Annotated in this window: 25 protein-coding genes; 12 read left to right on the plus strand and 13 right to left on the minus strand. The window is 65.1% G+C overall.

Features of this window, described 5'->3' with window-relative positions; genetic code table 11:
* Positions 1–15: 15 nt before the first annotated feature.
* The 5 genes from AC3ANW_RS23975 to AC3ANW_RS23995 all read right to left on the minus strand — a co-directional run bounded on the left by AC3ANW_RS23975 (position 16) and on the right by AC3ANW_RS23995 (position 5,479).
* Positions 16–798 (minus strand): SDR family oxidoreductase, encoded by a 783-nt coding sequence (locus AC3ANW_RS23975; RefSeq protein WP_488345533.1) that lies wholly within the window; start codon positions 796–798, stop codon positions 16–18.
* A 3-nt stretch (positions 799–801) separates the two neighbouring features.
* Positions 802–2,532 carry a dihydroxy-acid dehydratase gene (locus AC3ANW_RS23980; protein ID WP_488345534.1) on the minus strand — a complete coding sequence of 577 codons (1,731 nt, stop codon included), beginning with the start codon at positions 2,530–2,532 and terminating at the stop codon, positions 802–804.
* A gap of 38 nt (positions 2,533–2,570) precedes the next feature.
* Positions 2,571–3,548, minus strand: coding sequence for a Bug family tripartite tricarboxylate transporter substrate binding protein (locus AC3ANW_RS23985; protein WP_488345535.1), 978 nt, complete (start codon positions 3,546–3,548; stop codon positions 2,571–2,573).
* A gap of 36 nt (positions 3,549–3,584) precedes the next feature.
* Entirely contained in the window at positions 3,585–4,484 is a 900-nt protein-coding gene (locus AC3ANW_RS23990; RefSeq protein WP_488345536.1) for a 2-hydroxyacid dehydrogenase, read from the minus strand.
* Positions 4,485–4,549: 65 nt separating this feature from the next.
* Positions 4,550–5,479 carry a dihydrodipicolinate synthase family protein gene (locus tag AC3ANW_RS23995; RefSeq protein ID WP_488345537.1) on the minus strand — a complete coding sequence of 310 codons (930 nt, stop codon included), beginning with the start codon at positions 5,477–5,479 and terminating at the stop codon, positions 4,550–4,552.
* Positions 5,480–5,628: 149 nt separating this feature from the next.
* Between AC3ANW_RS23995 and AC3ANW_RS24000 the strand changes: the two genes are divergently transcribed.
* Complete coding sequence (locus tag AC3ANW_RS24000; protein WP_488345538.1) at positions 5,629–6,597, plus strand: Bug family tripartite tricarboxylate transporter substrate binding protein; 969 nt, start codon at positions 5,629–5,631, stop codon at positions 6,595–6,597.
* Between the two features lie 35 nt (positions 6,598–6,632).
* On the opposite strand, the gene AC3ANW_RS24005 is transcribed toward AC3ANW_RS24000, so the two are convergent.
* Positions 6,633–7,613 (minus strand): Bug family tripartite tricarboxylate transporter substrate binding protein, encoded by a 981-nt coding sequence (locus AC3ANW_RS24005; protein WP_488345539.1) that lies wholly within the window; start codon positions 7,611–7,613, stop codon positions 6,633–6,635.
* 126 nt (positions 7,614–7,739) lie between these two features.
* Between AC3ANW_RS24005 and AC3ANW_RS24010 the strand changes: the two genes are divergently transcribed.
* On the plus strand, positions 7,740–8,468 hold the full coding sequence (locus tag AC3ANW_RS24010) for a GntR family transcriptional regulator (RefSeq protein ID WP_488345540.1): 729 nt from the start codon (positions 7,740–7,742) through the stop codon (positions 8,466–8,468).
* Here AC3ANW_RS24010 and AC3ANW_RS24015 read toward each other — a convergent pair.
* The 3 genes from AC3ANW_RS24015 to AC3ANW_RS24025 all read right to left on the minus strand — a co-directional run bounded on the left by AC3ANW_RS24015 (position 8,465) and on the right by AC3ANW_RS24025 (position 11,879).
* Positions 8,465–9,610, minus strand: a complete 1,146-nt coding sequence (locus tag AC3ANW_RS24015; RefSeq protein WP_488345541.1) for a porin — start codon at positions 9,608–9,610, stop codon at positions 8,465–8,467. The genes AC3ANW_RS24010 and AC3ANW_RS24015 overlap by 4 nt on opposite strands.
* Before the next feature lie 118 nt (positions 9,611–9,728).
* A complete protein-coding gene (locus AC3ANW_RS24020; protein WP_488345542.1) occupies positions 9,729–10,802 on the minus strand; it encodes an L-talarate/galactarate dehydratase in 1,074 nt (357 codons plus the stop codon).
* Positions 10,803–10,886: 84 nt separating this feature from the next.
* On the minus strand, positions 10,887–11,879 hold the full coding sequence (locus AC3ANW_RS24025) for a tripartite tricarboxylate transporter substrate binding protein (protein ID WP_488345543.1): 993 nt from the start codon (positions 11,877–11,879) through the stop codon (positions 10,887–10,889).
* 97 nt (positions 11,880–11,976) lie between these two features.
* Between AC3ANW_RS24025 and AC3ANW_RS24030 the strand changes: the two genes are divergently transcribed.
* The 4 genes from AC3ANW_RS24030 to AC3ANW_RS24045 all read left to right on the plus strand — a co-directional run bounded on the left by AC3ANW_RS24030 (position 11,977) and on the right by AC3ANW_RS24045 (position 15,813).
* Complete coding sequence (locus AC3ANW_RS24030) at positions 11,977–12,873, plus strand: LysR family transcriptional regulator (protein ID WP_488345544.1); 897 nt, start codon at positions 11,977–11,979, stop codon at positions 12,871–12,873.
* A gap of 107 nt (positions 12,874–12,980) precedes the next feature.
* Positions 12,981–13,979, plus strand: coding sequence for a Bug family tripartite tricarboxylate transporter substrate binding protein (locus AC3ANW_RS24035; protein WP_488345545.1), 999 nt, complete (start codon positions 12,981–12,983; stop codon positions 13,977–13,979).
* Positions 13,980–14,034: 55 nt separating this feature from the next.
* On the plus strand, positions 14,035–15,120 hold the full coding sequence (locus AC3ANW_RS24040; RefSeq protein WP_488345546.1) for an Ldh family oxidoreductase: 1,086 nt from the start codon (positions 14,035–14,037) through the stop codon (positions 15,118–15,120).
* A 117-nt stretch (positions 15,121–15,237) separates the two neighbouring features.
* Positions 15,238–15,813 (plus strand): hypothetical protein, encoded by a 576-nt coding sequence (locus AC3ANW_RS24045; protein WP_488345547.1) that lies wholly within the window; start codon positions 15,238–15,240, stop codon positions 15,811–15,813.
* Between the two features lie 1,105 nt (positions 15,814–16,918).
* Here AC3ANW_RS24045 and AC3ANW_RS24050 read toward each other — a convergent pair.
* On the minus strand, positions 16,919–17,428 hold the full coding sequence (locus AC3ANW_RS24050) for an SRPBCC family protein (protein WP_488345548.1): 510 nt from the start codon (positions 17,426–17,428) through the stop codon (positions 16,919–16,921).
* 125 nt (positions 17,429–17,553) lie between these two features.
* Here AC3ANW_RS24050 and AC3ANW_RS24055 point away from each other — a divergent pair, with 125 nt between their 5' ends.
* Positions 17,554–18,471: a LysR family transcriptional regulator gene (locus AC3ANW_RS24055; RefSeq protein ID WP_488345549.1), complete on the plus strand. Its 918-nt coding sequence runs from the start codon at positions 17,554–17,556 to the stop codon at positions 18,469–18,471.
* Here AC3ANW_RS24055 and AC3ANW_RS24060 read toward each other — a convergent pair.
* Positions 18,464–18,889, minus strand: coding sequence for a PaaI family thioesterase (locus AC3ANW_RS24060; RefSeq protein ID WP_488345550.1), 426 nt, complete (start codon positions 18,887–18,889; stop codon positions 18,464–18,466). The two genes, AC3ANW_RS24055 and AC3ANW_RS24060, sit on opposite strands and share 8 nt — an antisense overlap.
* Positions 18,890–19,046: 157 nt before the next feature.
* Positions 19,047–19,934, minus strand: coding sequence for a LysR family transcriptional regulator (locus tag AC3ANW_RS24065; RefSeq protein WP_488345551.1), 888 nt, complete (start codon positions 19,932–19,934; stop codon positions 19,047–19,049).
* A 70-nt stretch (positions 19,935–20,004) separates the two neighbouring features.
* On the opposite strand from AC3ANW_RS24065, the gene AC3ANW_RS24070 reads away from it, so the two are divergent.
* Positions 20,005–20,505, plus strand: a complete 501-nt coding sequence (locus tag AC3ANW_RS24070; protein WP_488345552.1) for a lactoylglutathione lyase family protein — start codon at positions 20,005–20,007, stop codon at positions 20,503–20,505.
* Between the two features lie 2 nt (positions 20,506–20,507).
* On the opposite strand, the gene AC3ANW_RS24075 is transcribed toward AC3ANW_RS24070, so the two are convergent.
* A complete protein-coding gene (locus AC3ANW_RS24075) occupies positions 20,508–21,209 on the minus strand; it encodes a GntR family transcriptional regulator (protein WP_488345553.1) in 702 nt (233 codons plus the stop codon).
* A gap of 274 nt (positions 21,210–21,483) precedes the next feature.
* On the opposite strand from AC3ANW_RS24075, the gene AC3ANW_RS24080 reads away from it, so the two are divergent.
* The 4 genes from AC3ANW_RS24080 to AC3ANW_RS24095 are packed head-to-tail and all read left to right on the plus strand — an operon-like array spanning position 21,484 to position 25,294.
* Complete coding sequence (locus tag AC3ANW_RS24080) at positions 21,484–21,972, plus strand: TRAP transporter small permease (protein WP_488345554.1); 489 nt, start codon at positions 21,484–21,486, stop codon at positions 21,970–21,972.
* 18 nt (positions 21,973–21,990) lie between these two features.
* Positions 21,991–23,268, plus strand: coding sequence for a TRAP transporter large permease subunit (locus tag AC3ANW_RS24085; protein WP_488345555.1), 1,278 nt, complete (start codon positions 21,991–21,993; stop codon positions 23,266–23,268).
* 47 nt (positions 23,269–23,315) lie between these two features.
* The gene (locus AC3ANW_RS24090) at positions 23,316–24,311 is read left to right on the plus strand and encodes a TRAP transporter substrate-binding protein (RefSeq protein ID WP_488345556.1); all 996 of its coding nucleotides are present in this window, start codon (positions 23,316–23,318) and stop codon (positions 24,309–24,311) included.
* Positions 24,311–25,294, plus strand: coding sequence for a C-terminal binding protein (locus AC3ANW_RS24095; protein WP_488345557.1), 984 nt, complete (start codon positions 24,311–24,313; stop codon positions 25,292–25,294). Before AC3ANW_RS24090 ends, AC3ANW_RS24095 begins: the two co-directional genes overlap by 1 nt.
* Positions 25,295–25,326 lie beyond the last annotated feature (32 nt).

Raw genomic sequence — 25,326 nt, forward strand, 5'->3', positions numbered from 1 at the left:
GGAGCCGTCTGCCACCTACACGGACGCGATAAGCCCTCCATCCACTCGCAGCACCGACCCGGTGATGTACGAGGCCGCTTGGCTCGCCAGAAAGGCCACGGCCTGGCCGTACTCCGCCGGCTCGCCGTAACGCCCCAGCGCGATGCTGGCCGTGCTCTCGACGCTGACTTCGTCGACTGTCCTGCCTTCCCGCTTCGCCTTCTGCTCATCCAGAAACCGGATGCGAGACGTGGCCACACGCCCGGGCAGGATGACGTTGCAGGTCACGCCGTCGCGGCCCACCTCGCGCGCCAGCGTTTTGGACCAACCCAGCAGGCTCATGCGAAGAGCGTTGCTGATCGCCAGATTGGGAATGGGTGCGATCACCCCCGACGAGGTGCTGGTGACGATGCGCCCCCATCCGCGCTCGCGCATGCCGGGTAATACGCGGTCGCTCAGCTGAATCACGGCCAGCACCATGGAGCGGAAATGCTTTTCCCACAATTCGGAGCTCTGGCCCGAAGCGGGTGTGGGCGGCGGGCCACCGGTGTTGTTGACCAGGATGTCCACCGCCCCCAGTTCCGCCTCAATGCGCGCGACCTGGCGGTCGATGGCCGTCAGGTTTGCCAGATCCCACTCCATAGCAATGCTGCGTGTCCCGGCGGCGAGTGTCGCCTGCGTCGCGGCCAGCGCCTTCGCATCGATGTCTGCCAGCGCGAGCTGCACGCCCTCGGCCGCCAGGCACTGTGCGATGGCACCGCCCAACCCGCCACCGGCGCCCAGTACCAGCGCGGTTTTTCCTTTGATACCTAGATTCATGGCTCAGTCCTTTTCGACAGTGGTGGCCGCGCCGGCTTGGCGCAAGAAATCGAAATCGCAGCCCTCCTCGGCCTGCAGGATGCTTTGCGCGAACAGGCGGTCATAGCCGCGCACTGGGAGTTGAGCGGGCGGCGGCAGCTCGGCGCGGCGGCGTTCGAGTTCCGCCGGATCGACCAGGAGATCTAGCCGGCGGTCCTGAACGGACAGAACGATACGGTCGCCGTTGCGCACCAGGGCCAGCGGGCCGCCCACGGCGGCCTCGGGCGATACATGCAGCACCACGGTGCCGAAAGCAGTGCCGCTCATACGGGCATCGGAGATGCGCACCATGTCGCGCAGTCCCTTGCGGGCCAGCTTGGCAGGAATGGGTAGATATCCGGCCTCCGGCATGCCGGCGCCGCTGCGCGGGCCCGCGTTCTTCAGCACCAGGAAGTCGTCAGGCGTGACGTCCAAGTCCGGGTCGTCGATACGGTCGGCCAGGTCGTTGAGCGACTCGAACACCACTGCGCGGCCAGTGCGCTCGAAGAGTGCGGGGTCGGCCGCCGCCCGCTTGAGGATGGCGCCTTTGGGCGCGAGCGAGCCGAACAACGCTACCAGGCCCCCCACCGGATCTATCGGATCGTCGAAGGCGCGCACCACCTTACGGTCCACCCAGGCGGACTCGGCGTCTAGCCGCTCGCCCAGGGTATTGCCGGTGATGGTCAGGCAGTCCAGGTGCAGCAGGTGCTTGATTTCACGCATGACTGCCCCGACGCCCCCGGCCGCATGCAGGTCGGCCATGTAGTGCTCACCGGTGGGCTTGAGGTTGACCAGCACCGGCGTGGTGTCGCTGAGTTCATTGAGGCGCGCCAGCGAGACTGGAATGCCCAGGCGTCCAGCGATGGCCGTCAAGTGGATGATGGCGTTGGTCGAACCGCTGATGGCCAGCAGGATGCGCAGCGCGTTCTCCACCGATTTCGTCGTGATGATCTGGCTGGGCCGTATGGGTTTGATCGCCAGTTCCACCGCCCGTCGGCCGCTGGCTTCGGCAGCGCGAATACGGTCGGCGTGGACGGCGGGAATGGCCGCGGTGCCCGGCAGCGACATCCCCAGGGTCTCGGCGATGGCGGCCATGGTGCTGGCTGTTCCCATCACCGCGCAGGTGCCGGCGGTTGTGGCCAGCTTGCCTTCAATCACCTTAATCTTGGATTCGCTGACTTCGCCGCCGCGGAACTTGCCCCAGAAGCGGCGGCAGTCGGTGCAGGCGCCCAGGCGTTCACCCTCGAAGGGCATGGGCAACATAGGACCGGGTACCAGTTGGATGGCTGGAATGTCCGCGGATGCCGCGCCCATCAGCATGGCCGGCACATTCTTGTCGCAACCGCCCAGCAGCACCACCGCGTCCATGGGCTGGGCGCGCACCATTTCCTCGATGTCGATGGACAGAAGGTTGCGGAACTTCATGCTGGTAGGGTTGAGGAAGGCCTCGCCCAGCGAGATGGTCGGAAAGTCCAGCGGCAGTCCGCCGGCCGCCAGCACACCGCGCTTCACCGCCTCGGTCAGCTCGGGCAGGTTGCGGTGGCAGGGATTGAAGCCGCTGGGCGCCTGGGCGATGCCGATGACGGGCTTCTCCATCAGTTCGGGCGAGTAGCCGGCTGCGCCGGCGAAGGTCTTGCGCAGGTAGAGGGAGAAATCGCGGTCGCCGTAATTTGTGAGGCCGCGGGCGAGGCCTTGGGGGGTGGTCTTGTCGGTCATAGGGGCTGGGGCTTTTGCGTGGGGATGACGGGGTCGGCTCATTCCGGCTTGATGCCGGCGCGCTTGACAATGCCGCCGAACTTGGCGAGTTGCGCGGACATGAAGGCTTGGCTGTCGGCCAGCGTCATCGGCATGGGCTCGTAACCCAGGCTGCCCAGCTTTTCCACGACATCGGGCATGCGCAGGATCTTCTGTAGGTGCTGGTTGAGGTAGTCGAGCGCAGGTTTCGGCGCACCCGCGTTGGTGACCAGCGCGAACCAACCGGTAACCTCGTAGTCACGCAGACCCGCCTCCTTAAGGGTCGGTACATTCGGCGCCACGGGAGAGCGCTTGTCGCCGGTGGTGGCGAGCAGCCGCACCTTCCCGCTTTGCACGAAGGGCGTGAACAGGCTCGTGTTCTCGAACATGAAGGCCACCTCGCCGCCCAGCAGGCCGTTGAGGGCGCTCATGGCGGCCTTGTAGGGCACGTGCACGAACTGGTTCGCCTGGGCTTCGACGGCCAGCAGCGCAGCGGCCAGGTGCGTAGTCGTACCGTTGCCGGAAGAGCCGTAATCGACCTTCTTCGTCTTGCCTGCGGCGATCAGCTCGCCCATCGTTTTGTAGGGTGAGTTGGCCGGCACGGCCAGGGCGTAATCCGTACTGGCCACCACGGTGAGTGGCGCAAAATCCTTGGCCGCGTCGTAGCCGACGTTGGCATAGAACCAAGGATTGATGCCATGGGTGGAGCTGGTGGCCAGCAGCAAGGTGTAGCCGTCCGCTGGTGCCAGCAGCAGCGCCTTGGTGCCGATCACGCCTCCTGCTCCGGGCTTGTTGTCCACAACTACTGGCTGACCGGCAATGTCGGCAAGCTTCTGGCCGACCAGACGACCGATGGTGTCGGACCCACCTCCCGGCGCGGTGGTGACGACCAGGCGCAAGGGTTTTGACGGGAACCCCTCTTCGGCCGCTCGGGCCATGGGGGATATGGCAGGCAGCACGCTTACCAGCAGCAACTTATTCAGGCTTCGCTTGTCCATGGAATGTCTCCTTTGTGTTGTGGATCTCGTGGGGCGTTAAGAGGCTTCGCACGGCAGAGGCCGGCGGGAGAAATACGCATCGAGGTTGGCGAGCACCAGGTCGGCCATCGCCCGCCGGGTTTCCTCCGTGCTGCTGCCGATGTGCGGCGCCACCACCACCCGGTCCAGCTGCATCAGGGCCTGGGACACCTTCGGCTCGTGGGCGTGCACATCCAGCCCCACGCCGCCGAGCGCTCCCCGTTGCAGACAGTCAGCCAAAGCGTCCTCGTCGACCAGACTGCCCCGGGCCACGTTGACCAGAAAGCCGGTGGGGCCCAGTGCGTGCAAAACTTCCCTGTCCACAATGCCCTGGGTGTCGGCCCCTCCCGGCAGTGCCAGCACCAGGAAATCCGCCCAGGTCGCCAGCGCCTTCAGGTCGGCGACGAAAGCGTCGGGCCGGTCGGCTTCCCGCCGGGAGGAGAAGTAGCGCACCGGCATGTCGAACCCGGCCGCCCTGCGTGCCACGGCGCGGCCGATGCGACCGAAGCCGGCGATCCCCAGGCGCTTTCCATGCACGCTGCGTCCCAACGGGAACGACTCGCGCGCAGACCACCTGCCCGCCCGCACGAAACGATCGGCGAACGCCAGTTGCCGCGCGGCGTCCAGCATGAGACCGAACGCCAAGTCGGCCACGCATTCCGTCAGCACCCCGGCCGTGTAGCCCACGCGGATCCCGCGTTCGGCCGTGGCGGCAAGGTCCAGGCTGTCAAGTCCGGCGCCGAAATTCGACACCATCCGGAGTTGCGGGAGCGCCCGGACCAGCCCGGCGCTCAGACCGTTGCGCGACGAGCTCACCATCACCTCATAGCGTTCGGAATGCGCAATCGCCGGAGCGGTCGCCAAGCCGGCTAGCGCAGGCAGTTCGGTGACATCGAAACGCTCCTGCAGGTCGGCCATCAGTGGAGGCCAGAGGCCGCCAGTGACGAGCAGAGGCGTACGGCTATGAGCACCGCTTGCAGCGCTCACAAGCGAGCCCTCGCGTCATGGCGCGCCAGGCGTTGCAGCAGATGGTCCACATCCCGCCGGCTTGATTCGCTCAAGGCCACGCCTGGCTTGCGCTGGGCCGCCGTCGTGATGAGACCGCGCCGGGCCATCACGTACTTGCGCACGGCCAAGCCGACACCCGGTTGCTGCTCGTAGCGGATCAGCGGCAGGTGTGCATCGAAGAGGTCATGGGCCGCTTCCAGTTCTCCGGCATCGCGCAGCCGCAGGAAATCGACCAGCATGTCGGGGAAGCAGTAACCGGTGTTGGCACCGTCTGCGCCACGCTGCATTTCATAGTCGAGAAAGAAGCCGTTGCTGCCGCACAGAATGGGGATGCGCCGCATCGAACCGTCCTGCTGCCAGGCGCGCAACTGGCTGATCTTGTCGAGCCCGGGCCAGTCTTCGTGCTTGAGCATCGCGCAGGAGGGCACCTCCTGGAAGATCCGCCGTATGACGGCAGGCGCCATCTGTACAGTGAAAACCAGCGGGAAGTCCTGTACGACGATGGGCACATCCGCACCGATGGCCTCAGCCGCCTGCCGGTAATAAGCCACGATCTGGTCGTCGGTGCGCAGGCTGTGCGGCGGCGCGATCATCACGCCCGCCGCGCCCAGGGTCATCACCTCCTGGGTCAGCGCCCGCATAGCGGCAAAGCCCGGTGCGCTGGCGCCAGCGATCACCGGCAGGCCCGGCAGCCTGCGGATCATCTGACCGGCCACGGCCACGGCTTCCTTGTGCTCCAGCTTCTGCGCCTCGCCCAGCAGGCCCAGAACCGTCAGGCCGGTGCAGCCACAGGATGCATAGAAATCGCAGAGCCGGTCGATGGACGCGGTGTCGATGGACCCGTCCTCCAGAAAGGGAGTGGGGGCGATGGGATATACGCCACGGGCATTGGCAGGCAGCAGCATGGGGTTCGTCTCCAAGTCTTGATTTGCCGCACTCTACACAAGTAACCGGTTTCTTGAAATTGTTATTTTGCCGAATGTGCGCACACAAGATTAAGACAAGAATCCCCATGACACTGGAAGAAACCGATTTCCATCAAGAAGGAGACAGCATGAGATTTCGCGGCCGCATCGAACTCATCTTGGGCCTCGTCGCCCTTACGGCATCGGCAGCCCCTGCTGAGCCTGGCTGGCCGAACCGGCCCATCCGGCTGCTGGTCCCGTTCGCGCCTGGCGGAGCCGCCGATGCCTTGGCCCGCCAGCTCGCGCAACGCCTGACCGAGACGATGGGAGCCACCTTTGTGGTCGACAACAAGCCAGGTGCGGGCGGCTCGCTGGCCACGATGGAGGCCGCCAAGGCGCCGGCGGACGGCTACACCCTGCTGCTGGGCACGAACTCCACGCACGCCATCAACCCGGCGATCTACTCCAGCCTGCGATACGACGTGGAACGCGACTTCGCGCCCATCACCACAGTGGCCATCAGTGAATACGCCTTGGCCGTATCTGCCGCCTCCCCCTACCGGTCGGTCGCGGACCTGCTGGCCGCCAGCCGCAAGCAGCCCGGGCGCTACGCCTCGTCCGGCAATGGCACGACCAGCCACCTGGCCTCGGCGTTATTGGCGAGAGAGTCCGGCACCTCGATGGAGCATGTGCCCTACAAGACCAACGTCCAGGCCATCATGGACACCATCGGCGGCCAGGTGGATTTCGTCATTGACAACACCGCGACCCTGCTGCCGCAGGCGCGCTCAGGGAAGATGCGGCTTCTGGCCACGACGGGCCCCCAACGCGCCGCCGTTACACGTGACATTCCCACTCTGCGCGAAGCCGGTGTGCAGGGCTACCAGATGATCGGTTGGTGGGCCTTGTTCGCACCTGCGGGCGCGCCAGAAACCGTGCTGGACCGGCTCAACGGCGAGGTGACGCGGGTGCTGGCCGAGCCAGCATTCCGCGAGCGGATCGAGGCCGCCGGCAACGAGCCCCGTCCGATGACGCGGCAACAGACCCGGGCGTTCGTGCGGGACGAACTGGTCAGGTTCCGCACCATCGTGAAGTCCGCAAACGCCCAGGTGGACTGAGCGGGCCGGGCGTTCTCGATCGAGGTCCGGCGGAACTACTCGGCCTTCAGATCCAGCCGACGGATCAGGGCAGAGAACTTCTGCATGTCTGCGTCGATGATCTGCTGGAACACCGCCGGCGTGCTGCTGCGCGGCTCGGCGCCCTGGGCCAGCATGGCCTCGCGCACGTCGGGCTGGGCGAGCACCTCACGGATGTCGGCCGCAATCTTGTCGACGATGGCCTTCGGCGTGCCGGCCGGGGCCAGCACGCCGATCCAGGACGCCAGTTCGGCGTTAGGTAAACCGGCCTCGGCCATGGTCGGAACGTTCGGCAGGGCTGCCGAGCGCTTGGCCGAAGCCACGGCCAGCGCCTTGAACTTGCCACCGGTCACGAAGCCGGTCGCGCCGAAGATGGTGGTGAACTGCATGGGAACATGGCCGGCGATCACGTCCGCATTGGCCTGGCCGCCGCCTTTATAAGGAATGTGCTGGAACCTGGCGCCCGATGCCGCCTGGAAGATCTCGAAGGCCAGGTGGGTGGAGTTGCCGGTGCCGGAGCTGGCGTAGCTGTACGCATTGGGCTCGGCCTTGCCCAGGGCGATCAGGCCTTTCACGTCCTGCGCCTTGAACTGGGGATTGACCACCAGCATGATGGGCAGGTCGGCCACCAGAGAGATGGGCGTGAATGCCTTGTGCGCGTCGTACGGCAGCTTGGCATACAGGTAGGGGTTGATGGTCTGGGTGCCGACGTTAGCCATCAGCAGGGTGTAGCCATCGGGCTTGGCCCGGGCGACGATGTCGGCGCCCAGAATACCGCCAGCGCCGCCCCGGTTGTCCACCACCACGCTTTGGCCCCACTTGGCCGCCAGTTTGGGCGCGATCAGGCGCGCGCCCGTGTCTGTGCCTCCACCCGGCACGAACGGCACCACCAAGGTGATCGCCTTGTTCGGATAGGACTCCTGGGCCCAGGCGGGCATGCAGGCGGCCAGGGCTGCAGCACAAGCGAGGGTACGGCGCGCAACTCGCAGAACAGTCATGTTTAAACTCCTTTTGTCCATGCCTGCCTTCGTGGCAAGCCATATCGTGCACGATACATGATCGTTCATCTACTGCCTAGCGAGGGCTTGCGCGGATAATCGCGACACTCACTTTTTTCCCATGCCATGACCAAATCCGCATCGACTGGCTTGCGCCTCGTGAAGACCTCGCTCGCCGGGCAGGCCTACGATGAGCTCAAGCGCCAGATCCTGGATCAGCGCCTCAAGCCGGGCGCCCGCCTGAACATCGATGCCCTGTCGCGCGAATGCGGCATTAGCAGTTCGCCCCTGCGCGAGGCATTGGTACGCCTCGGCGGCGAAGGCCTCGTGCTTTTCGAGACCAATGCCGGCTTCTCGGTCGCGCCGGTGCCCGATGCGCAGCAGATGGGCCATCTGCTCGACTACCGTACCGTGCTTGAAGCCTACGGCGCCCGGGTAGGCGCACCCCGCGCCGACGTTGAATCGCTAACCACCATGAAGAGGGCCACCGAATCCATGGCAACCATGCGTGCCAGGGGTGTGGGCTACAAGCAGTACCGCACCTACTTCAGCCACGAGCAGAGCTTCCACCAAGCCCTGGTCGACAGCGCCGGCAATCCTGTCATTTCTGCTGCCTACCGGGAACTGCACCTGATCCTCGCCGTGGCCCGCATGTCGGTGATTCCCGAGAGCGACAGCGTAGGCTCCGATGAGGCAGTGGACGAGCACCGCGCAATCATCACAGCCTTCGAACAGGCCGACGGTGTGGCCGCCGAGGCCGCGCTGTGCCGGCATCTGGATACGGCCCGCCTGCGCATGCAGGCCGGCGCCAGCGGCGAGGCACCTGGCGCCGAACTGGGCCGCAGCCAGCCCTAGAACACGTGCTTGACACCCACGATGTAGCCCGTCGACCTGCCGCCCGCCATCGGTGACGGCGCGGCCAGCGAGGCACTGAGGTTGTTCACCATGTAGGTGGCAGTGCCCTTGTTGTCCAGGCGGCTGACCTCGGCATACAACGAGGTCCGTTTGGACAGGTTGTAGGCATAGCCCACCGCGAACTGGCTGGCGTCGTTGCCCGACTGGCCGCCAGTCTTGTTGTCATAGCGCACAAACTGGGCCCGCAGCAGCCCCGGGCCCAGCGGTGCCGTAGCGCCCAGCAGGTAGGTGTTGAACTTGAAGTCGGGCGCGGCGGCGCGGCCATCGACCTTTTCGGTCTGCACGAGCAGGCGCGGCTTGACGAAGCCGAAGTCCCAAGAGGCCCCGAGATTTGCGATGTCGTAGTTGCCGGCGTAGAAGGGGGACGCGGCGGTGCCGGTCGTGCGGACCGCATCCTGGTAGCGCCCCAGCGAGCCCCCAACATCGAGGGCGCCGCCGGCATAACCTAGGCGCGCGCCCAGGTAGTTGCCGGTTTTATCGGTGGTGGCATTGGCGGCGGAGGTCGAGATGCCGGCCGCGTTGGCAATGGTCGGCGTATTCGAGCTGCGCTCGCCGAAGGTGTACTGAACCATGCCGTAGGCGCCGCCAAGGCTCGCGGGAAGCACGTAGGCCACCGTGTTGTTGTTACGGGCGTAGCTGTTCACGCCGCCGGCCGTCGGGCCCAGGTTGTTGACTTGGCCGATGCCGCGCTGGCTCCATGTGTCGAAGGCGATTAGGTTGACATCGGTGGCGGTCAGGTCGCGGCCCAGCCGGATCTCGCCGAAGCGTCCACCCAAGCTGACGGTGGACCGGCGCTGGAAGTCCATACCGGTGGTCTGCGTAGCACCGCCACCGACATCGTTGTTGAGCTGGCCTTCGAGCCAGAAGCCCGCCCACAGGCCGCCCCCCAGATCCTCAGTTCCCCGGAAGCCGAAACGGCCGGTGGTATGGCCGCCGGACACGAGGCCGGTCGCATGGCCAGCACCGGTGCCGCTGATGCGGGCCACGCCCGCGTCCATGACGCCGAAGATGGTCACGGACGATTGGGCGTGCACCGCCCCGCAGGCGGCCAGCGCGCTGGCGGCCAGAATGGTTTTTTTCATGAGCTGTCTCTCTTCTTGGAATGCGCGAGGGCGCGCGAGGTGACTCCTTCCGTGGCCGGCCACGGAAGGAGGACTGGCGAACGAGTGGAGGCGCGGGCGAGCCAGTACCCGCGCGGGATCAGATGCGCGCAGTGCCCACGCGCCACTGGCGCGCTTGGTCCGACAGGGTGAAGCCCAGGCCCCGATCGGTCGGCATGTGCATGCGGCCGTCGGCGATCTTCACCCGCTCGTTGAAGGCCGGCTCCAGCCATTCGATGTGCTCCACCCAGCTCTCGTGCCGGTAGGCGCAGGCCAGGTGGATGTGGATCTCCATGACGAAGTGCGGCGCCATCTTCAGGCGATGCATGTCGGCCACAGCGGCGATCTGCAGGAAGGGCGTGATGCCACCGATGCGCGGTGCGTCGGGTTGCAGGAAGGTGACCGAGTTGTGCTTGATCAGCTCATGCACCTCCGCCACGCTCGACAACATTTCGCCGGTGGCGATGGGCGTGTCGAGCTTCTCGCTCAGACGGGCATGACCGGCGTAGTCGTAGGCCGAGACCGGCTCCTCGATCCAGGTCAGCTTGTACTGATCCAGCACCCGACCGGCGCGCAGCGCGGTGGTGTAGTCCCACTGCTGGTTAGCATCCACCATCATGGGCACCTTGTCGCCCAGGTGCTTGCGCACGGTCTCCACGCGGTCGAGATCCTTGTCCACATCGGGCTGGCCAACCTTGATCTTAATGCCGCCGATGCCGCGCGCGAGCGAGGCGTCCACATTGGCCAGCACCTCGTCCTTGGCGGCGTTGAGGTAACCGCCGGAGGTGTTGTAGCAGGGCACGCTGTCGCGGTAGGCGCCGATGAGTTTGCCCAGCGGTAGATTGCAGGACTTAGCCTTCAGGTCCCACAGTGCTAGGTCGAAAGCGGCGATGGTCTGCACCGTCACGCCGGTGCGAGACACCGAGGCGCCGAGCCAGGCCATCTTTTCCCACAGACGGCCGATATCGGCCGGATCCTCGCCGACCAACTCGGCAGCGATGTCGCGGGCATGGGCGAACAGGGCGTTGCCGCCGGCCCGCAGCGAGTAGCTGAAGCCGAAGCCGGTGCGGCCGTCGGTGGTTTCGATGGTGGCGGTCAGCATGTCCACATAGGCCAGCGGCTTTTGCCGGCCGGTCAGCACCTTGGCGTCCGACAGGGCTTTCTTTAACGGCACTTGGTAGAGGCCAATTTCAACGTGCTTGATGGTGTCCACAATGACTTTCTTTCCAGTGTGAGGAGCGATACGGGGAACGGAAGATCAGTCGAGTTGCGCGCCGGAGGCCTTAACGAGCTTGGCCCACTTGGCGGTTTCGCTGGTCTGGAAATCGGCGAAAGCTGCCGGTGCCAGGCCAACGGGTTCGATGCCCAGGGCCAGCAGCCTTTCGCGGGTCTGCGGCGATTTCAGGATGGCTTGCAGCTCGCCAGACAGTCGACTGACCACCGGGGCCGGCGTGCCGGCAGGCGCCCACAGGCCATACCAAGTGCTGATGTCATAGCCGACCACGCCGGACTCGGCCAGGGTGGGCAGTTCGGGAACGGCGGGCGAGCGCTGTGCGCTGGTGACGGCCAGGCCGCGCAGCTTGCCGCTCTGGATGAAGGGCATGCTGGTTGGCACCGAATCGAAGATGAGGTTTACATGGCCGGCAATAACGTCGTTCATCGCCGGCGCGCTGCCCTTGTAGGTGATGTGCTGCATGTCGATGCCAGCCATGCTTTTGAGCGCTTCGGCTGCTAGATGGGTCGCCGAGCCGTTGCCTGACGAGGCGTACTGCAGCTTGCCCGGCTGGGCCTTGGCCAGGGCAATCAGCTCCTGGGCGGACTTAGCCTTGACCTCGGGGTTGACCGACATCACCAGCGGTGCCTTGGCTAGCATGGTGACCGGGGCGAAGTCCTTCAGCGGGTCGAAAGGCACGCGCTTGAACAGCGCCGGGTAGATCACGTGCACCGAGGCGCTTATCAGCAGGGTGTAGCCGTCGGCCGGTGATTTGGCCACCTGCTCGGTGCCAGTCAGGCCGGTTGCGCCGGGGCGGTTGTCGATGACAAAAGGCTGGTGCAGTCGCTCGGTCAACTGCTGGGCTAGCACACGCGCAATGATGTCGTTGGGGCCGCCCGGCGGGTAGGGCACGACCATCCGCACCGACTTGTCGGGGTACTGGCTTTGGGCCATAGACAGGGGCGCGAGCAGCGCGAGGACGGACACGGCGGCGGCGCGGCGGCCCCAACGGGGTAGGCGGCTGGACAAATAGAACACAGGCAGTCTCCTTCTTTCGTATGGGGGCGGAGTATTCCGCCACAAAACATTTCTGTCAATGCATCGTGCACGATCGGCGATCCATGATAATCCAGACATGATCCAGCTCAATCAGGTGCGTTGCTTCGTGGCGGTAGCGCGCGAGTTGCATTTCGGGCGTGCCGCCGAGCGCCTGCATATGACCCAGTCACCGCTCAGCCGGCAGATCCAGCAGCTGGAGCACGCGGTGGGCGCGGAGCTGCTGGAGCGCGACCGCCGACAGGTACGCCTGACGCCGGCTGGCCGCGCCTTCCTGGCCGAGGCCGAACACTTGCTTCAGGTGGCGGAGACCGCTTCACTGGCTGCGCGCCGCGCCATGCAAGGCGAGATGGGCGCTTTCAGCTTGGGATATGTGCCCGGAGCCAGCTGCACCCTCCTGCCGTCGCTGATGGCGATGTTGTCGCGGGAGCTGCCAGGCGTGGACATTGACCTGCGTGAGCTCAGCACCAACGAGCAGCTGGATGCCCTGCGGCTGAGCCGCATCCAGCTCGGGCTGATCCGAATGCCGTCGGACGCCGGCGACTTCGAGACCTCCTGCCTGGTGCGCGAACCCTTCGCGGCTGCGGTGCCTGCCGGCCATGCGCTGGCCGCCCGCGATGCCTTGGTGCTGGCCGATTTGCACGATGCGCCGCTGCTAATGTTCCACCCGGCACAGGGCGGCTATTTCCATGAACTGCTGGTGCGGCTGTTCCAGTCCGAGCGGGTGTCACCGCGCTATGTGCAGTACGCCCGCCAAGCCTATTCGCTGCTGGGACTCGTCAGCGCAGGATTGGGGCTGGCGCTGCTGCCGCAATCAAACGCACGCCTGAGCCTGCCGCGTGTGGTCTACCGGCCCATCGCGCTGCCGCAGGGCGCGGCGTCGGAGTTGCACCTGATCTGGCGCAAGGATGATCCGCTGCAAAGCCCGGCGCTCGACCGGGCGCGCTGCCTGATCCAGGCCCACAGATTTAACTGAGCCAATTCTTGGCTCACCGGAGCCCTTTTGCGCATTGGACGCGAATGGGCTCCCAATGCTGGAATCGTCCGCCAAATCATTTGGCCTCAGACATCGGAGACAAGAACATGCAACAGCTTTCTTCCCCTGCGCGCCGCAGCCTGCTGCTCCAAGGCGCCGGCCTCGCGGGCGTCACACTGGCCGGCGGCGGCCTGCCGGCCCAAGCACAGAACTGGCCCAACCGGGCGGTGCGCATTATCGTGTCCACCGCACCCGGGGGGACCTCGGACATCATCGCCCGCCTCATCGGCAAGCCGCTGAGCGACGCGCTAGGCCAGCCGGTGGTGGTGGAGAACCGCGCCGGTGCCAACGGCAACATCGGTGCCGCCGCCGTGGCCCAGGCGACTGACGAGCACACGCTCCTGATGTGCGATGTGGGCGCCCTGGCCATCAGCCCGCTGCTCTACAAAGACATGGCCTACAAGCTATCCGATCTGCAGGGCGTGGCCATGCTGGCCTACTCGCCGCACCTGCTGGTGGTGCATCCCTCGGTGCCGGCCCGCAACTTGGCCGAGCTGGTCGCCTATGCTAAAGATCATCGGTTGAATGCCGCGCTGCCCGGGAACGGCACTCCCAACCACTTGGCCACGGTGCAGCTGGCGCAGGCCACCGGCATGGAGATGCAGCACGTGCCCTACAAGGGTGGCGCGCAGGCCATCGCCGATACCGTGGCCAACACAACGCAAGTGTTGATGAACGGCATGCTGGCAACCCTGCCGCTGGTACAGGCCGGCAAGCTGCGGGTGCTGGGCGTTTCCAGCCGCACGCGGTCGCCATTGCTGCCGGAGGTGCCGACCTTGGCCGAGCAGGGCGTAACTGGATTCGAATCGGGCACCTGGCAGGGTCTAACCGTGTCGGCCAAGGTTCCGCGCGCCATCGTCGACCGGCTGAACGCGGCGCTGGTGACCAGCGTGCGCTCCCCTGCCCTGCGAGCCCAACTGCGCGAGGCCGGCACCGAGGTCACCACTATGTCGCCCGGCGACACCATGAAGTTCATCGTGGCCGAACGCGACCGCTGGGCCGAGGTGATCCGCAAGGCCGGCGGCCAGATCGACGGCAGCAGCTAAGCCCACGGCCCTGTCCTCTTCCTTCATTCCCTCGCCACACAAGCACTCCCATCCGATGACCGCACAGGACCGCCACCATTTCCCGCCGTCTCAACTTCAAGACTTCGCCGCCGCTGTGTACCGCGCGGCCGGCATGGACGAAGACAAGGCCGATACCGTCTCCCGCCTGCAGGTACTCACCGACATGATGGGCCGCCGCACCCACGGGCTAGCGATGATGCCCCTGTACCTGGCCGCTCTGGAACGCGGCCAGCTCCGGGCCTCCGGCCAGCCGGAGGTGGTCCGCGACACCGGTCCAACCCTGGTATGGGACGGCCAGTATCTCCCCGGCCTATGGCTGGTGGACCATGCCATCGGCATCGCACTCGGACGCATCGAGCGATGGGGAGTGGTGTCCTTCGCCATCCGCCGCAGCCACCACATCGGCTGCTTGGCGGCTCTGGTCAAGCAGGCGGCAGACCGAGGCTACATCGCCTTAATCGCCAACTCCGACCCAGCCAGCCGCCGCGCCGCACCTTTCGGCGGCACTGAGGCGCTGTTCACACCCAATCCGATGGCCTTCGGCTACCCGTCCTCCCCCAATCCGGTGCTGGTGGACATGTGCGCCACCATCACTACGACCTCAATGACCCGGCAGAAATACGCCGAGGGTGTGGAATTTGAGCACCACTGGCTGCTGGACGCCCAGGGCCGCCCCACACGCGATCCTGCTGTGTTGGAGCACAGCGAACCAAGGGGCTCGCTGCAGTTGCTAGGCGGCGCCGAGTACGGCCACAAGGGCTTTGGCTTGGCCTTGATGATCGAGGCCCTGTCGCAGGGGCTGGCTGGACACGGCCGAAAGGACGCACCAGCGCACTGGGGCGGCAATGTCTTCCTGCAGGTGCTGGACCCGGACTTCTTCGCCGGACGGATTGCCTTCTCCGAGCAGATGGACCACCTCTCGGCGGCCTGCCGCAGCAACCGGCCAGTGCATCCGGATCGTCCAGTTCGGGTGCCCGGCGACAAAGCCGAACGCGACCATCAAACCGCTCAGGCGCAAGGCATCGCACTGGACCTGCAGACACAGGAAACGCTGAACGCCTGTGCCAGGCAGTGGGGTGCCAAGCCCCTGGCCCAGCCCCAGAAAGCCGAAGCATTTTAAAGCCAAACCCCGCGGGAGAATTCAGAACAAAAACAAAAAATTAATATATCGTGCATGATCCATGATGCTTGAACGATCTTTTTCGCTAATCGATACTGCGCTTTTGCACAAAATGCGATGCAGGCCATTGCCGCGATCATTGCAGCCTCGGGACAAAGCCTGGCGCGGGCTGCCGACAACTGGCCGGCCCGGCCCATCACCTACATCGTTCCTTTCGCGACCGGCGGGGCTTCCGACAGGCTCGCCGGATCTGGGCACAGTGGGACCGCTGATGCGCAGGCTCGGCTAAAAATGCGCATCAACGTGGGCCTGGCAACAGCCGACGGCGACGAGATCGTCTATCTGGAATCGGCACGCTATCACCGCAAGGTCGCCTTGCGCAGCGTGGTGGCCGGTCAGCGCGTGCCCATGGAGTTGACTTCGCTCGGGCGCGCGCATCTGGCGGTGGTGGAGGAGGCGCAACGCGAGGCGGTGCTGGAGCACATCCGGGAGGGACGCCCGCGGAATGGGCGTCCCTGTATCGAGACATCGAGGCGGCACGCTGCAGCGTGTTGGCTCAGGGATACTGCAGCGCCTCCTGGCAGCCGGAGGTCGTGGCGCTGGCGGTCCCCTTGGTGCTGGCAAATCGCCCCTGTCTATGTGCTGAACGTCAGCGTGGCCACCACGGTGGGAATCGCTGCCACTGAGGCTTAACTCGCCGGCCCCTTGCTGGACCTGCGTGACAGGGCGGCCCGGCGCTGCAACTGTCGGAGGCCTGAGCGAATCCCGTTCGCGCCGCCACGACCTTACAAGTCGTGCCACTGCGCGTTAGAAAAGCCCCAAGGATGACGGGAACCGGGTCGAGCGCCTCCATGAAACGCGGCCTCGCCGGCGTCACCCCGCGGCCTGCGATGCGTTCGCGCCGCACGCGGGCGAGGTGGTGCACTGCATAGGCCAAGTCGCAGCGGCTCCAGCTGGCCTTGATGAAGACTTTGGCGTGCTCCGAGTTGAGGAAGACCAGCAGGTCGCCAGGAAAGAAACTGTTGTTGGAGCACATGGACACCGCGGCTCGGCGATCCGGCTCGCAAAGCGAAGCGGGCGTGAGCCTGAGGTTTTCCAACAGGTTGCGCGGCTCCTCCGCTTGGCCACCAGCACGCCAGGGCGGCACGAGCGGCTTTGGATCGACAGCGAGGACCAACCCGTGCGCGGCGACTCCGCGGTGCAGTAGGTGAACTCCACGCAGGAGCGGAAGATCGTCAGGTCGCCCTGACCTGGCCTCACACCGAAGAGGTGCTGTACGAATAACGATACCGCACGGCCCGCGCAAGTGTTGCTGCGGTGTCCCGGGCCCAAGCAGCCCGCGCCGGCCGAGAGCCCTTAGGCTTCGGGATCGGCCCCGGAGGGGATCACCGCGTTACCCGCCGGATGCGTGGTGATGGCTGCCTGGAAGAAGTGATAGCCCGACCGCGCCATCCTTCGCAGCCCAGTCTGCAACACCGAGAAGGTGGGCGCGTGCACCCCGCCATCACGGCATTGACCGCCGCCTCCCGAACGCGCAAGGTCTGCCCAAGGTAAGGGCCAATCCGTAAACGCTTTCGGACGGGTCGTACGGTGTACCAGCGAGCATGGTATCGACGGCCGCCTCTGCAGCGCGGTGCCACGCCTCATCTGTCGAAGTCAAAAATATTTGCTAGCGAGATCGAAGGATCGCGCTAGTAAGTCACTGAACTCTGCTAGCGCAGATTTTAAGCGGCCCCATAAGATAGGTGCGCTCATATTGACCGAAAACTGCGGTGAGGTGATCAAGTTGCAGTTAACGTTATAAGCAGGCAGATCGTGCAGCCACCACCAGTCCATCGAGCCACTCTTGGTGACCATTCATCATCGGGTTGGGCCTGGTCATGGCAAGCCGCTCTGCCGGCTTTCCCTTTTGGGTTTCCTGCGTAAGGATGCGCAGGCGCCCACCTGAGAGGTCTTCCAGCAACCACGCGTGGTGCACATCCAGGCGGTCCTCTCCTTCGCCGGACCAGCCATGCCAGGCTACGCGGGCAGCCTTACCAGGTAGGGGCGCGACGTATTCCGTTGCCTGCGCCTCCACCGGAAAACCAAAGGTGCTGAAGTAGAACCGCACCCCCTGCGCGAGTTCCGGGCCCTGGCCTTCGTGGAAGCTGACATCGGCAGAGTTCTTGTAATAGCCGGGCCAGCGATGCGGACAGGCAAGTAGAGGCCACACACGTGCGACGTCGAGACCCGCCACGATCACTTCGTTCGAGACGAAGTTCTCGGTAGTCCCGGGGAAATAGCCTTCCGGCCAAAAAATTTCGTTCATGGGTACTTGGTGTTGATTTATCGAGGACAGCGGGCAATGATCCGCAGCCTCTCGATATAAATCCAATCGCACCTGATGATTCCATTCATCACCTGGCGTGATATCAACAGTGCCTGCCGCCTGCAATGCCCGACCTTCGAACCCTCGACCTCAACCTGTTAAAAGCATTTGATGCGTTGATGGACGAGCGCAGCGTGACCCGTGCCGCATCACGCCTGGCCATCACGCAACCTGCGGTGAGCGGCCTGCTGACGCGTTTGCGACGCGCCTTCGACGACCCCCTGTTCACACGCGTACAAAGAGGCATTGCGCCGACCGACCGCGCATTGCGGCTCGCGGGACCGGTGAAGGAAGTCCTGGCGAGCATCGAATCCTTGTTCCAGCCCGAAGTTTTCGACCCCGCAACCGCCTATATGACGGTCACCCTGGCGGCGACCGACTACGCCCTGCGCGCCGTCGTACTTCCCTTCATGACGGCCCTGCGCGGAAAGGCACCCGGCGTCAGGGTGGCCGTCCGGCCTGTCGACGAATCTGCCATCCATGCACAGCTTGAACGTGGCGAGGTCGACCTGGCGCTGATGACGCCCGACAGCGCTCCGCCCGACCTGCACGCACGCCGCCTTTTCGACGAGGTCTATGTCTGTGCGCTGCGCGCCGGCCATCCCGACGCTGGCCGAAAAAACATGCCGCTCGGCCGCTTTTGTGCGCTGGAACACGTCCTCGTGTCGCTGTCGGGAGATGCGTTTAAAGGTGCCACGGACGTGGCGCTCGCCGCCGTCGGCCGCAGCCGGCGTGTCGTGCTTTCGGTGGCGAGTTTCCTGCTGGTTCCTGAACTATTGAAGGGCAGCGACATGGTGGCCATCACGCCCCTGAGGCTGGTCTCGAATGTCGACGGCATTGCCGTGCTGAAGCCACCGGTGGCCGTGCCGGGGTTCACCAAGATCGCGGTGTGGCACGAGCGGACCCACCGGTCTGCGGGGCACAAATGGCTTCGCGATCTGCTGGTCGAGAGTTGCCGCCACGGGCTGGGTCGCGTCAGCTGACGGCGACGTTGACGATGGTGGCCTGCATCAACGCGATCACCTTGAAGGCGTCAGACGCATGCGTGAAAGCCCTGACCTCGCCTGTGCATACCGTGAGCAAGCGGCCTGCACTGACGACACGCCCGATGGCCAAAAACCGTTGTCCGATTGCGGGCCTCATCAGGTTGACCTTGAACTCCGCCGTGACCACTTCGTACCCCGGGGGCGCCTTGGTCAACGCAGCGTAGCCACAGGCACTGTCGACGATGCTGGTTGTCGCACCGGCATGAAGATACCCATGCTGCTGACACAGCGTGCTGGAGAATGGGAGCGCGATGTGCACCTCGCCGTCCCCCACTGGGCCGAGGCGAGCGCCAATGGTGCTCATCAATCCTTGTGCGGCGAAGCTGGCTGCGACCCTGTCGAAAATGTTGTGCATCGCTTGTCTCGAATGGTTCACGGTATGTCATCAGAGCTCAAACAAAACCTTTTCGTTCATGTCCTCAAAAACGTTCATTGCTACCTGAGTTTTTTGTCCGATGCCCGACGTAGGATCAGGCCAGGTCACTGCGGTGATGCAGCCGGCTGATGGGTCTTCAGTCGGGCAACCTCAGCGCCTGCGCCGCTTCCTGCAAGTGATCCGCCACCCGCCGGGCGCGGCGGGACAAGGCCCATTCGGATCGATGGATCAGCCACAACGAATCCAGCACTGGCACCGTCGTCTCCAGCACCCGCACGGCCTCCGGCTGCCGGAAGGCGAGTCGGGCATAACGGGGAATGACGGTAAAACCGAAACCGCGCGCGACCGGCTCCAGCAGAAGTCCGATCTGGTTGCTGAAACCCTTGATCGGCAACTGGCTCACCCCGGGCGCACCCGGAAAAGCGCGGCTCAGCAACCGGCTCGCCATGGCCTGTCCGTCGGGGTGGTCTATGAATCCCAGCCTTTGCAGGTCGGACCAGCCGTCGACCTTCTCGCCCGCCGGCAGAACGAGCTCGAGTGGCTCCTCCAGAAACGCCTGCGCGGCGATGCGCGTGTCGTCCGGGCGCAGGGTGACGAGGCCCAGTTCGTACTGGTTCTTCAGTACCGAATCGAGAACTTCGGGGTCCGGCGCGAACCGGTGCCGGATGACCAGCCCCGGTGTTGCGGCCTGCAGGTCCAGCAGCCGTGGATGCAGGAAAAGTCCGATGCTGCCCGGCGTGATCAGGCTGACCGCTCCGACTTCTGCACCGACTCCGGAGAGCCGTGCCTGCAGCCGCGCATCCATCGCCTGCAGTTCGCGGCAGTAGTCGAGCATGGCGGCACCGGCGGGTGTCAGTTCCAGGCGACGCGGGCGGCGGATGAACAAGGCGCCGGCATGCGTTTCGAGATGCCGGATGTGCTGGCTGACCGCAGCCTGGGTAAGGTCCAGTTTTTCTGCAGTGCGGGTGAAACTGCCGATCTCTGCGAGCGCGCGGAAGGTGGTGAGCCACTGCGGATGGAACATCGAAATCTCTTATGGGATCGATAAGGCGGGCGGTGTTTCCATTATCCCGATGCATTTCTAGACTGCCCGGATGATCCCGACCTATCCCCGAAGTTTCTCGCACATCGGCCTCTCGGTCACCGACCTGGAAGGTGCCGTGAAGTTCTACACCGAGGTGCTCGGCTGGTATCTCATCATGCCGCCGACCGACATCACCGAAGACGACAGCGCCGTCGGCGTGATGTGCACCGACGTGTTCGGCAAGGGCTGGGGTTCGCTGCGTATCGCGCACCTCTCGACCGGCGACCGTGTAGGCGTTGAAATCTTCCAGTTCCGCAACGCAGTGAAGCCCGAGAACAACTTCGAATACTGGAAGTCAGGCGTCTTCCACTTCTGCGTGCAGGACCCGGACGTGGAGGGATTGGCCGCACGCATCGTGGCGGCCGGCGGCAAACAACGCATGCCGGTGCGTGAATACTTTCCGGGCGAGAAGCCCTACCGCATGGTCTACATGGAAGACCCGTTCGGCAACATCCTGGAGATCTACAGCCACAGCTACGAGCTGACCTACGCGGCCGGCGCCTACCGGTGAACTCAGTGGGCGCCTGCCACCGCCGTTTCGCGCGGCGTGACCTGGCTGCGGCAGGCGATCAGGTAGGCATCGCGGGTGCTCTGGATGTGGCCCCGAAGAATGGTCTGGGCACGCCGGGTGTCGAGGTTGCGGATGGCCTCGACCACCACCTGGTGGTTGTCCTGGCAATGGGTGACCTGCTCGTTCTCGACCGGCAGGCGGTAGCGCAGCGCGGTGATCTGCGCCGAAACCAGCTTGGCGGCGTCTTTCAGGTAGCCGTTCTCGCAGTGCTCGATGAGCGCATTGTGGAACTCGGTGTCCAGCCGCGGAAACGCCGCATGGTCGTTTTGCGCAAAGGCCGCGCCCATGTCGGCCAGGCATTTGTCCAGGGCCTTCACCAGGTCGGCATGCCGGTGCTCCATCGCGTCCGCCAGGGCCTCGCATTCGATCATCGAGCGGAACTGGCAGATATGAGCCACCTCGGTTTCGTTCAGCTGGAAGACAAAGGTGCCGCGTTGCGGGTGGATGGCCACCAGCCCTTCCAGCCGCAGCCGCAGAAGCGCCTCGCGGACCGGCGTCTTGCTCATGCCGAGCATGGCTGCCACGCCGGTTTCGGACAGCGCCTGGCCGAACTGCAGGGGGCCGCGAACGATGGCGGTGCGGATGCGTTCGACTGCCAGGTCTGTCAGGGATTTGGGACGTTCAACGGGTTCAGTGAAGTTCATGGTGCCGCCTTCGAAGCGTGGTCGCGATCCTAGCATCCGGGTACCTGCAAGTACTTTTTCTTGTGCACTTTTGAATCTGATGTATCAGACACCTCATGTCTGAATCATCTGCTTTTTGCGATCTCATGGATACCTCTGCTTATCGATGGGCCGATCGGATGGTCTTGAAGCTCCGGGTAATCCACTAATAGTAGATCTAATATGTTAGATACGATCCAGGCTTCACAACGATAAGTGCGGCCCGGGACATGCGAGTCCAGCCGCCGGGGCAAGCATGAAACGTCTGCAGAAAGTCAGTGAAGTGGTGCTGGTGACCGGCCTGGCCGGCATGGTGCTGATGGTGTTCGGCAACGTGGTGCTGCGTTACGGCCTCTCGTCCGGCATCACGTTCTCGGAAGAGGTTTCGCGCTTTTTGTTCGTCTGGATCACCTTCCTCGGCGCGATCCTGGCCTTTGCCCAGCGCGGCCATATCGCGATGGAGACGGTGACCCGCCGCCTTCCGCTCAAGGCCCAGCGGGTGGTTTCCATCGTTTCGGCGCTGCTGATGCTCGGCTGCTGCCTGCTGATGGTCTTCGGCGGCTGGAACCAGACCGTCATCAACCTGAAGAACTTCGCGCCGGTCTCGGGCATTCCCAAGGGCGCGATCTATGCAGCGGCCGTGGCCGCCGGCATCTGCCTGAGCCTGCTGATCCTGCGCGACCTGTGGCGTCTGCTCAGCGGCGCACCGCTCGACCAGTTCGAACAACGCTCCACCACCGAATAAGTCCCGAGGCACCCGGACATGACCGTCTTCGTCTTCATCTTTTCCCTGCTCGCGGCCATGTCGCTGGGCATGCCCATTGCCTTTGCCCTGATGGTGTGCGGCGCCGCCCTGATGTGGCAGGTCGGCATCTTCGATGCGCAGGTGCTGGCGCAGAACCTGGTCGACGGCGCCGACAGCTACCCGCTGATGGCCGTGCCGTTCTTCCTGCTGGCCGGCGAGCTGATGAATGCCGGCGGCCTGTCGCGCCGCATCGTGCATGCGCTGCTGACCCTCGTCGGCCACAAGCGTGGCGGCCTGGGTTACGTGGCCATCATCGCGGCGCTGGTGCTGGCCAGCCTGTCGGGCTCGGCGATTGCCGACACCGCGGCGCTGGCGGCCCTGCTGATCCCGATGATGCGGGACGCCGGCTACAACGTGCCGCGTTCGGCCGGCCTGCTGGCGGCGGGCGGTGTCATCGCCCCGGTGGTGCCGCCTTCCATCGGACTGGTGCTGTTCGGCGCGGTGGCCGGTGTGTCGGTCAGCAAGCTGTTCATTGCCGGCATCGTGCCGGGCCTGGCGATGGCCGGCGCCCTGATGGTCACCTGGTGGATCCTGTGCCGCAAGGACGCGCCCCCGGTGCTGCCACGCCGCTCCCGGGGTGAAACCTGGGTGGCCGTGCGCGAGGCCGGCTGGGCTCTGGTGCTGCCGGTCATCATCATCGTGGGCGTCAAGTTCGGCGTATTCACGCCGACCGAAGCCGGCGTGGTGGCGGTGGTCGCCGCCGCGCTGATCGGCAAGTTCGCCTATGGCGAGCTGACCTGGAGCCGGCTCTACGTCGGCGCCGTGACCGCCGCCAGGACCTCGTCGGTCGTCATGTTCCTGGTGGCCGCCGCGCTCATCTCGGCCTGGCTCATCACCGTGGCGAACATCCCGGACCAGCTGATCGCCCTGCTGCAGCCCTTCATCGACCGCCCCGTGCTGCTGATGGTGCTGATGCAGCTCATCGTGCTGGTGGTCGGCACCGCGCTGGACTTCACGCCGACCATCCTGATCCTGGCCCCGGTGCTGATGCCGCTGGTCAAGCAGGCCGGCATCGACCCGGTGTATTTCGGCGTGATGTTCGTCATGAACAACGCCATCGGGCTGCTGACACCACCGGTCGGCAATGTGCTCAACGTCGTCTGCTCGGTCGGCAAGGTGCCGATGGACGACGTGATCCGCGGCGTGCTGCCCTTCCTGTTCGCCGAGTTCGTCGTGCTGGTCGTGATGAGCTGTTTCCCGCAGTTGGTGCTCGGCCCCCTGCGCTGGATGCACTGAGGGCCGGCCCTTCACCTTTCCCCCCAAAAAACCAACGGAGACAGAAGATGCGCAATTTCCTTTCCCAGATTTCCCGGGCCGTACTCGTCATCGGCGTCCTGGCGGCGACCGCGGCCCCGGCAGTCCATGCACAGATGGTGGCCAAGTACGCCTATGGCGCCACCGACGACCATCCGCAAGGCGTGGCGGCCCGCAAGTTCGCCGAACTGGTCAAGGCCAAGACGGCCGGCCGCATCACCGTCAACACCTACGGCAGCGGCAAGCTCGGCTCCGACCCGGCCCTGCAGTCGCAGGTGCAGGGCGGAACACTCGAATTCATGACCGGCCCGACCTCCAACTTCGTCGGCCTGATCAAGGGTTTTGCCCTGTTCGACCTGCCCTACTTGGTCAGCAACTACAAGGAAGCCGACGCGCTGCTGGACGGCCCGCAAGGACAGGCGCTGCTGGCCAGGCTCGACAGCGTCGGCCTAGTGGGGCTGGGCTACCAGGAGAACGGTTTCCGCAGCGTCACCAACTCCAAGCACCCGATCAACAAGCTCGAAGACCTGGCCGGCCTGAAGATCCGTGTGATCCAGAACCCGGTGTTCATCGACACCTTCAAGGCCCTGGGCGCCAACCCGCTGCCGCTGCCCTACACCGAGCTGTACGGCGCACTCGAATCCCGCGCGGTCGATGCGCAGGAAAACCCGGTCGGCCTGATCGATTCCGGCAAGTTCTACGAGGTACAGAAATACATGTCGCTGACCGGCCATGTGTATTCGCCCTTCATCGTGGTCGGCAGCAAGAAGTGGTTCGACAAGTTGTCCGAAGCCGACAGGACCGCCGTGCGCCAGGCCGCCACCGAAGCCAGCCTGTTCATGCGCAAGCTGGAACGCGACGAAGCCGTGCGCCTGACCACCGCCCTCAAGGCCAAGGGCCTGCAGATCAACGAAGTGCCGCCGGCCGAACTCGCCCGCATGCGTGCCGCCGTCAAGCCGGTCGTGGCCAAGTACGCCGGTGAACTGGGCCTGGACCTGAACAAGATCGCGGAATCGCTGAAGTGATGCAGGCTTCCGTTTCCATGCCTGCCGACAGCCAGGGCAAGCTGGTCGTGGCCCTGGACGGCGGTTATTCGTCGTACGACCAGGAACACGCCATCCTGGGTGCGGCGGGTGCGCGTTTCGAGATCCGTGCCTGCGACAACAGCGAGGCCGCCGCCATCGCGGCGGTGCGCGGCGCCGACCTGGTCATCGTCCGCGAATCGCCGGTGTCGCGCGCCGTCATCCAGGCAATGGACCGCTGCACCGGCATCGTGCGGTCCGGCATCGGCGTCGACAACATCGACCAGGCCGCGGCCCGCGAGCGCGGCATCGTGGTGGCCAACGTGCCCGACTACGGCATCGATGAAGTCAGCACCCATGCCGTGGCCCTGCTGCTGGCCGTCATGCGCCAGATCACCGTGCGCGACCGCCACATGCGCGACGGCCGCTGGAACATGCCCCGGCAGCGCCCGATGCTGCGGCTGCGCGACCGCACCCTGGGCCTGGTCGGCTACGGCCGCATCGCGCGCCAGACCCATGAAAAACTGATGGGCTACGGCTTCGCCCGTGTGCTGGTGAACGACCCCGCCGCCACGCTGCCGGCCGACGTGCAGGCCGCATCGGTCGACGAAGTGTTCGCCCGGAGCGACGTCGTGTCGCTGCATGCGCCGCTGACCCCGCAGACACGCCACCTGGTCGATACCCGCCGCCTGGCCCTGATGAAGGACACCGCGGTCCTGGTCAACACCTCGCGCGGCGGCCTGGTCGACCTCGATGCGCTGCACCGGGCGATGGCGGCCGGCCGGCTGCTGGGCGCCGGGCTCGACGTCTTCGAATCCGAGCCGCCCGACTTTTCGCACCCCATTTTTTCGCTCGACAACCTCGTCGCGTCCGACCACATCGGCTGGTACAGCGAAGAGTCGATGCGTGACCTGCAGCGCAAGACCGCCGAGGAAGCCGCCCGCATCCTCGCCGGCCAGGAGCCCCTGCACTGGCTGAACCGCTGACGCCCCGATCAGCCTGATTTCCCTGAATTTCC

This window comes from Xylophilus sp. PBN-3R, from assembly GCF_057747805.1.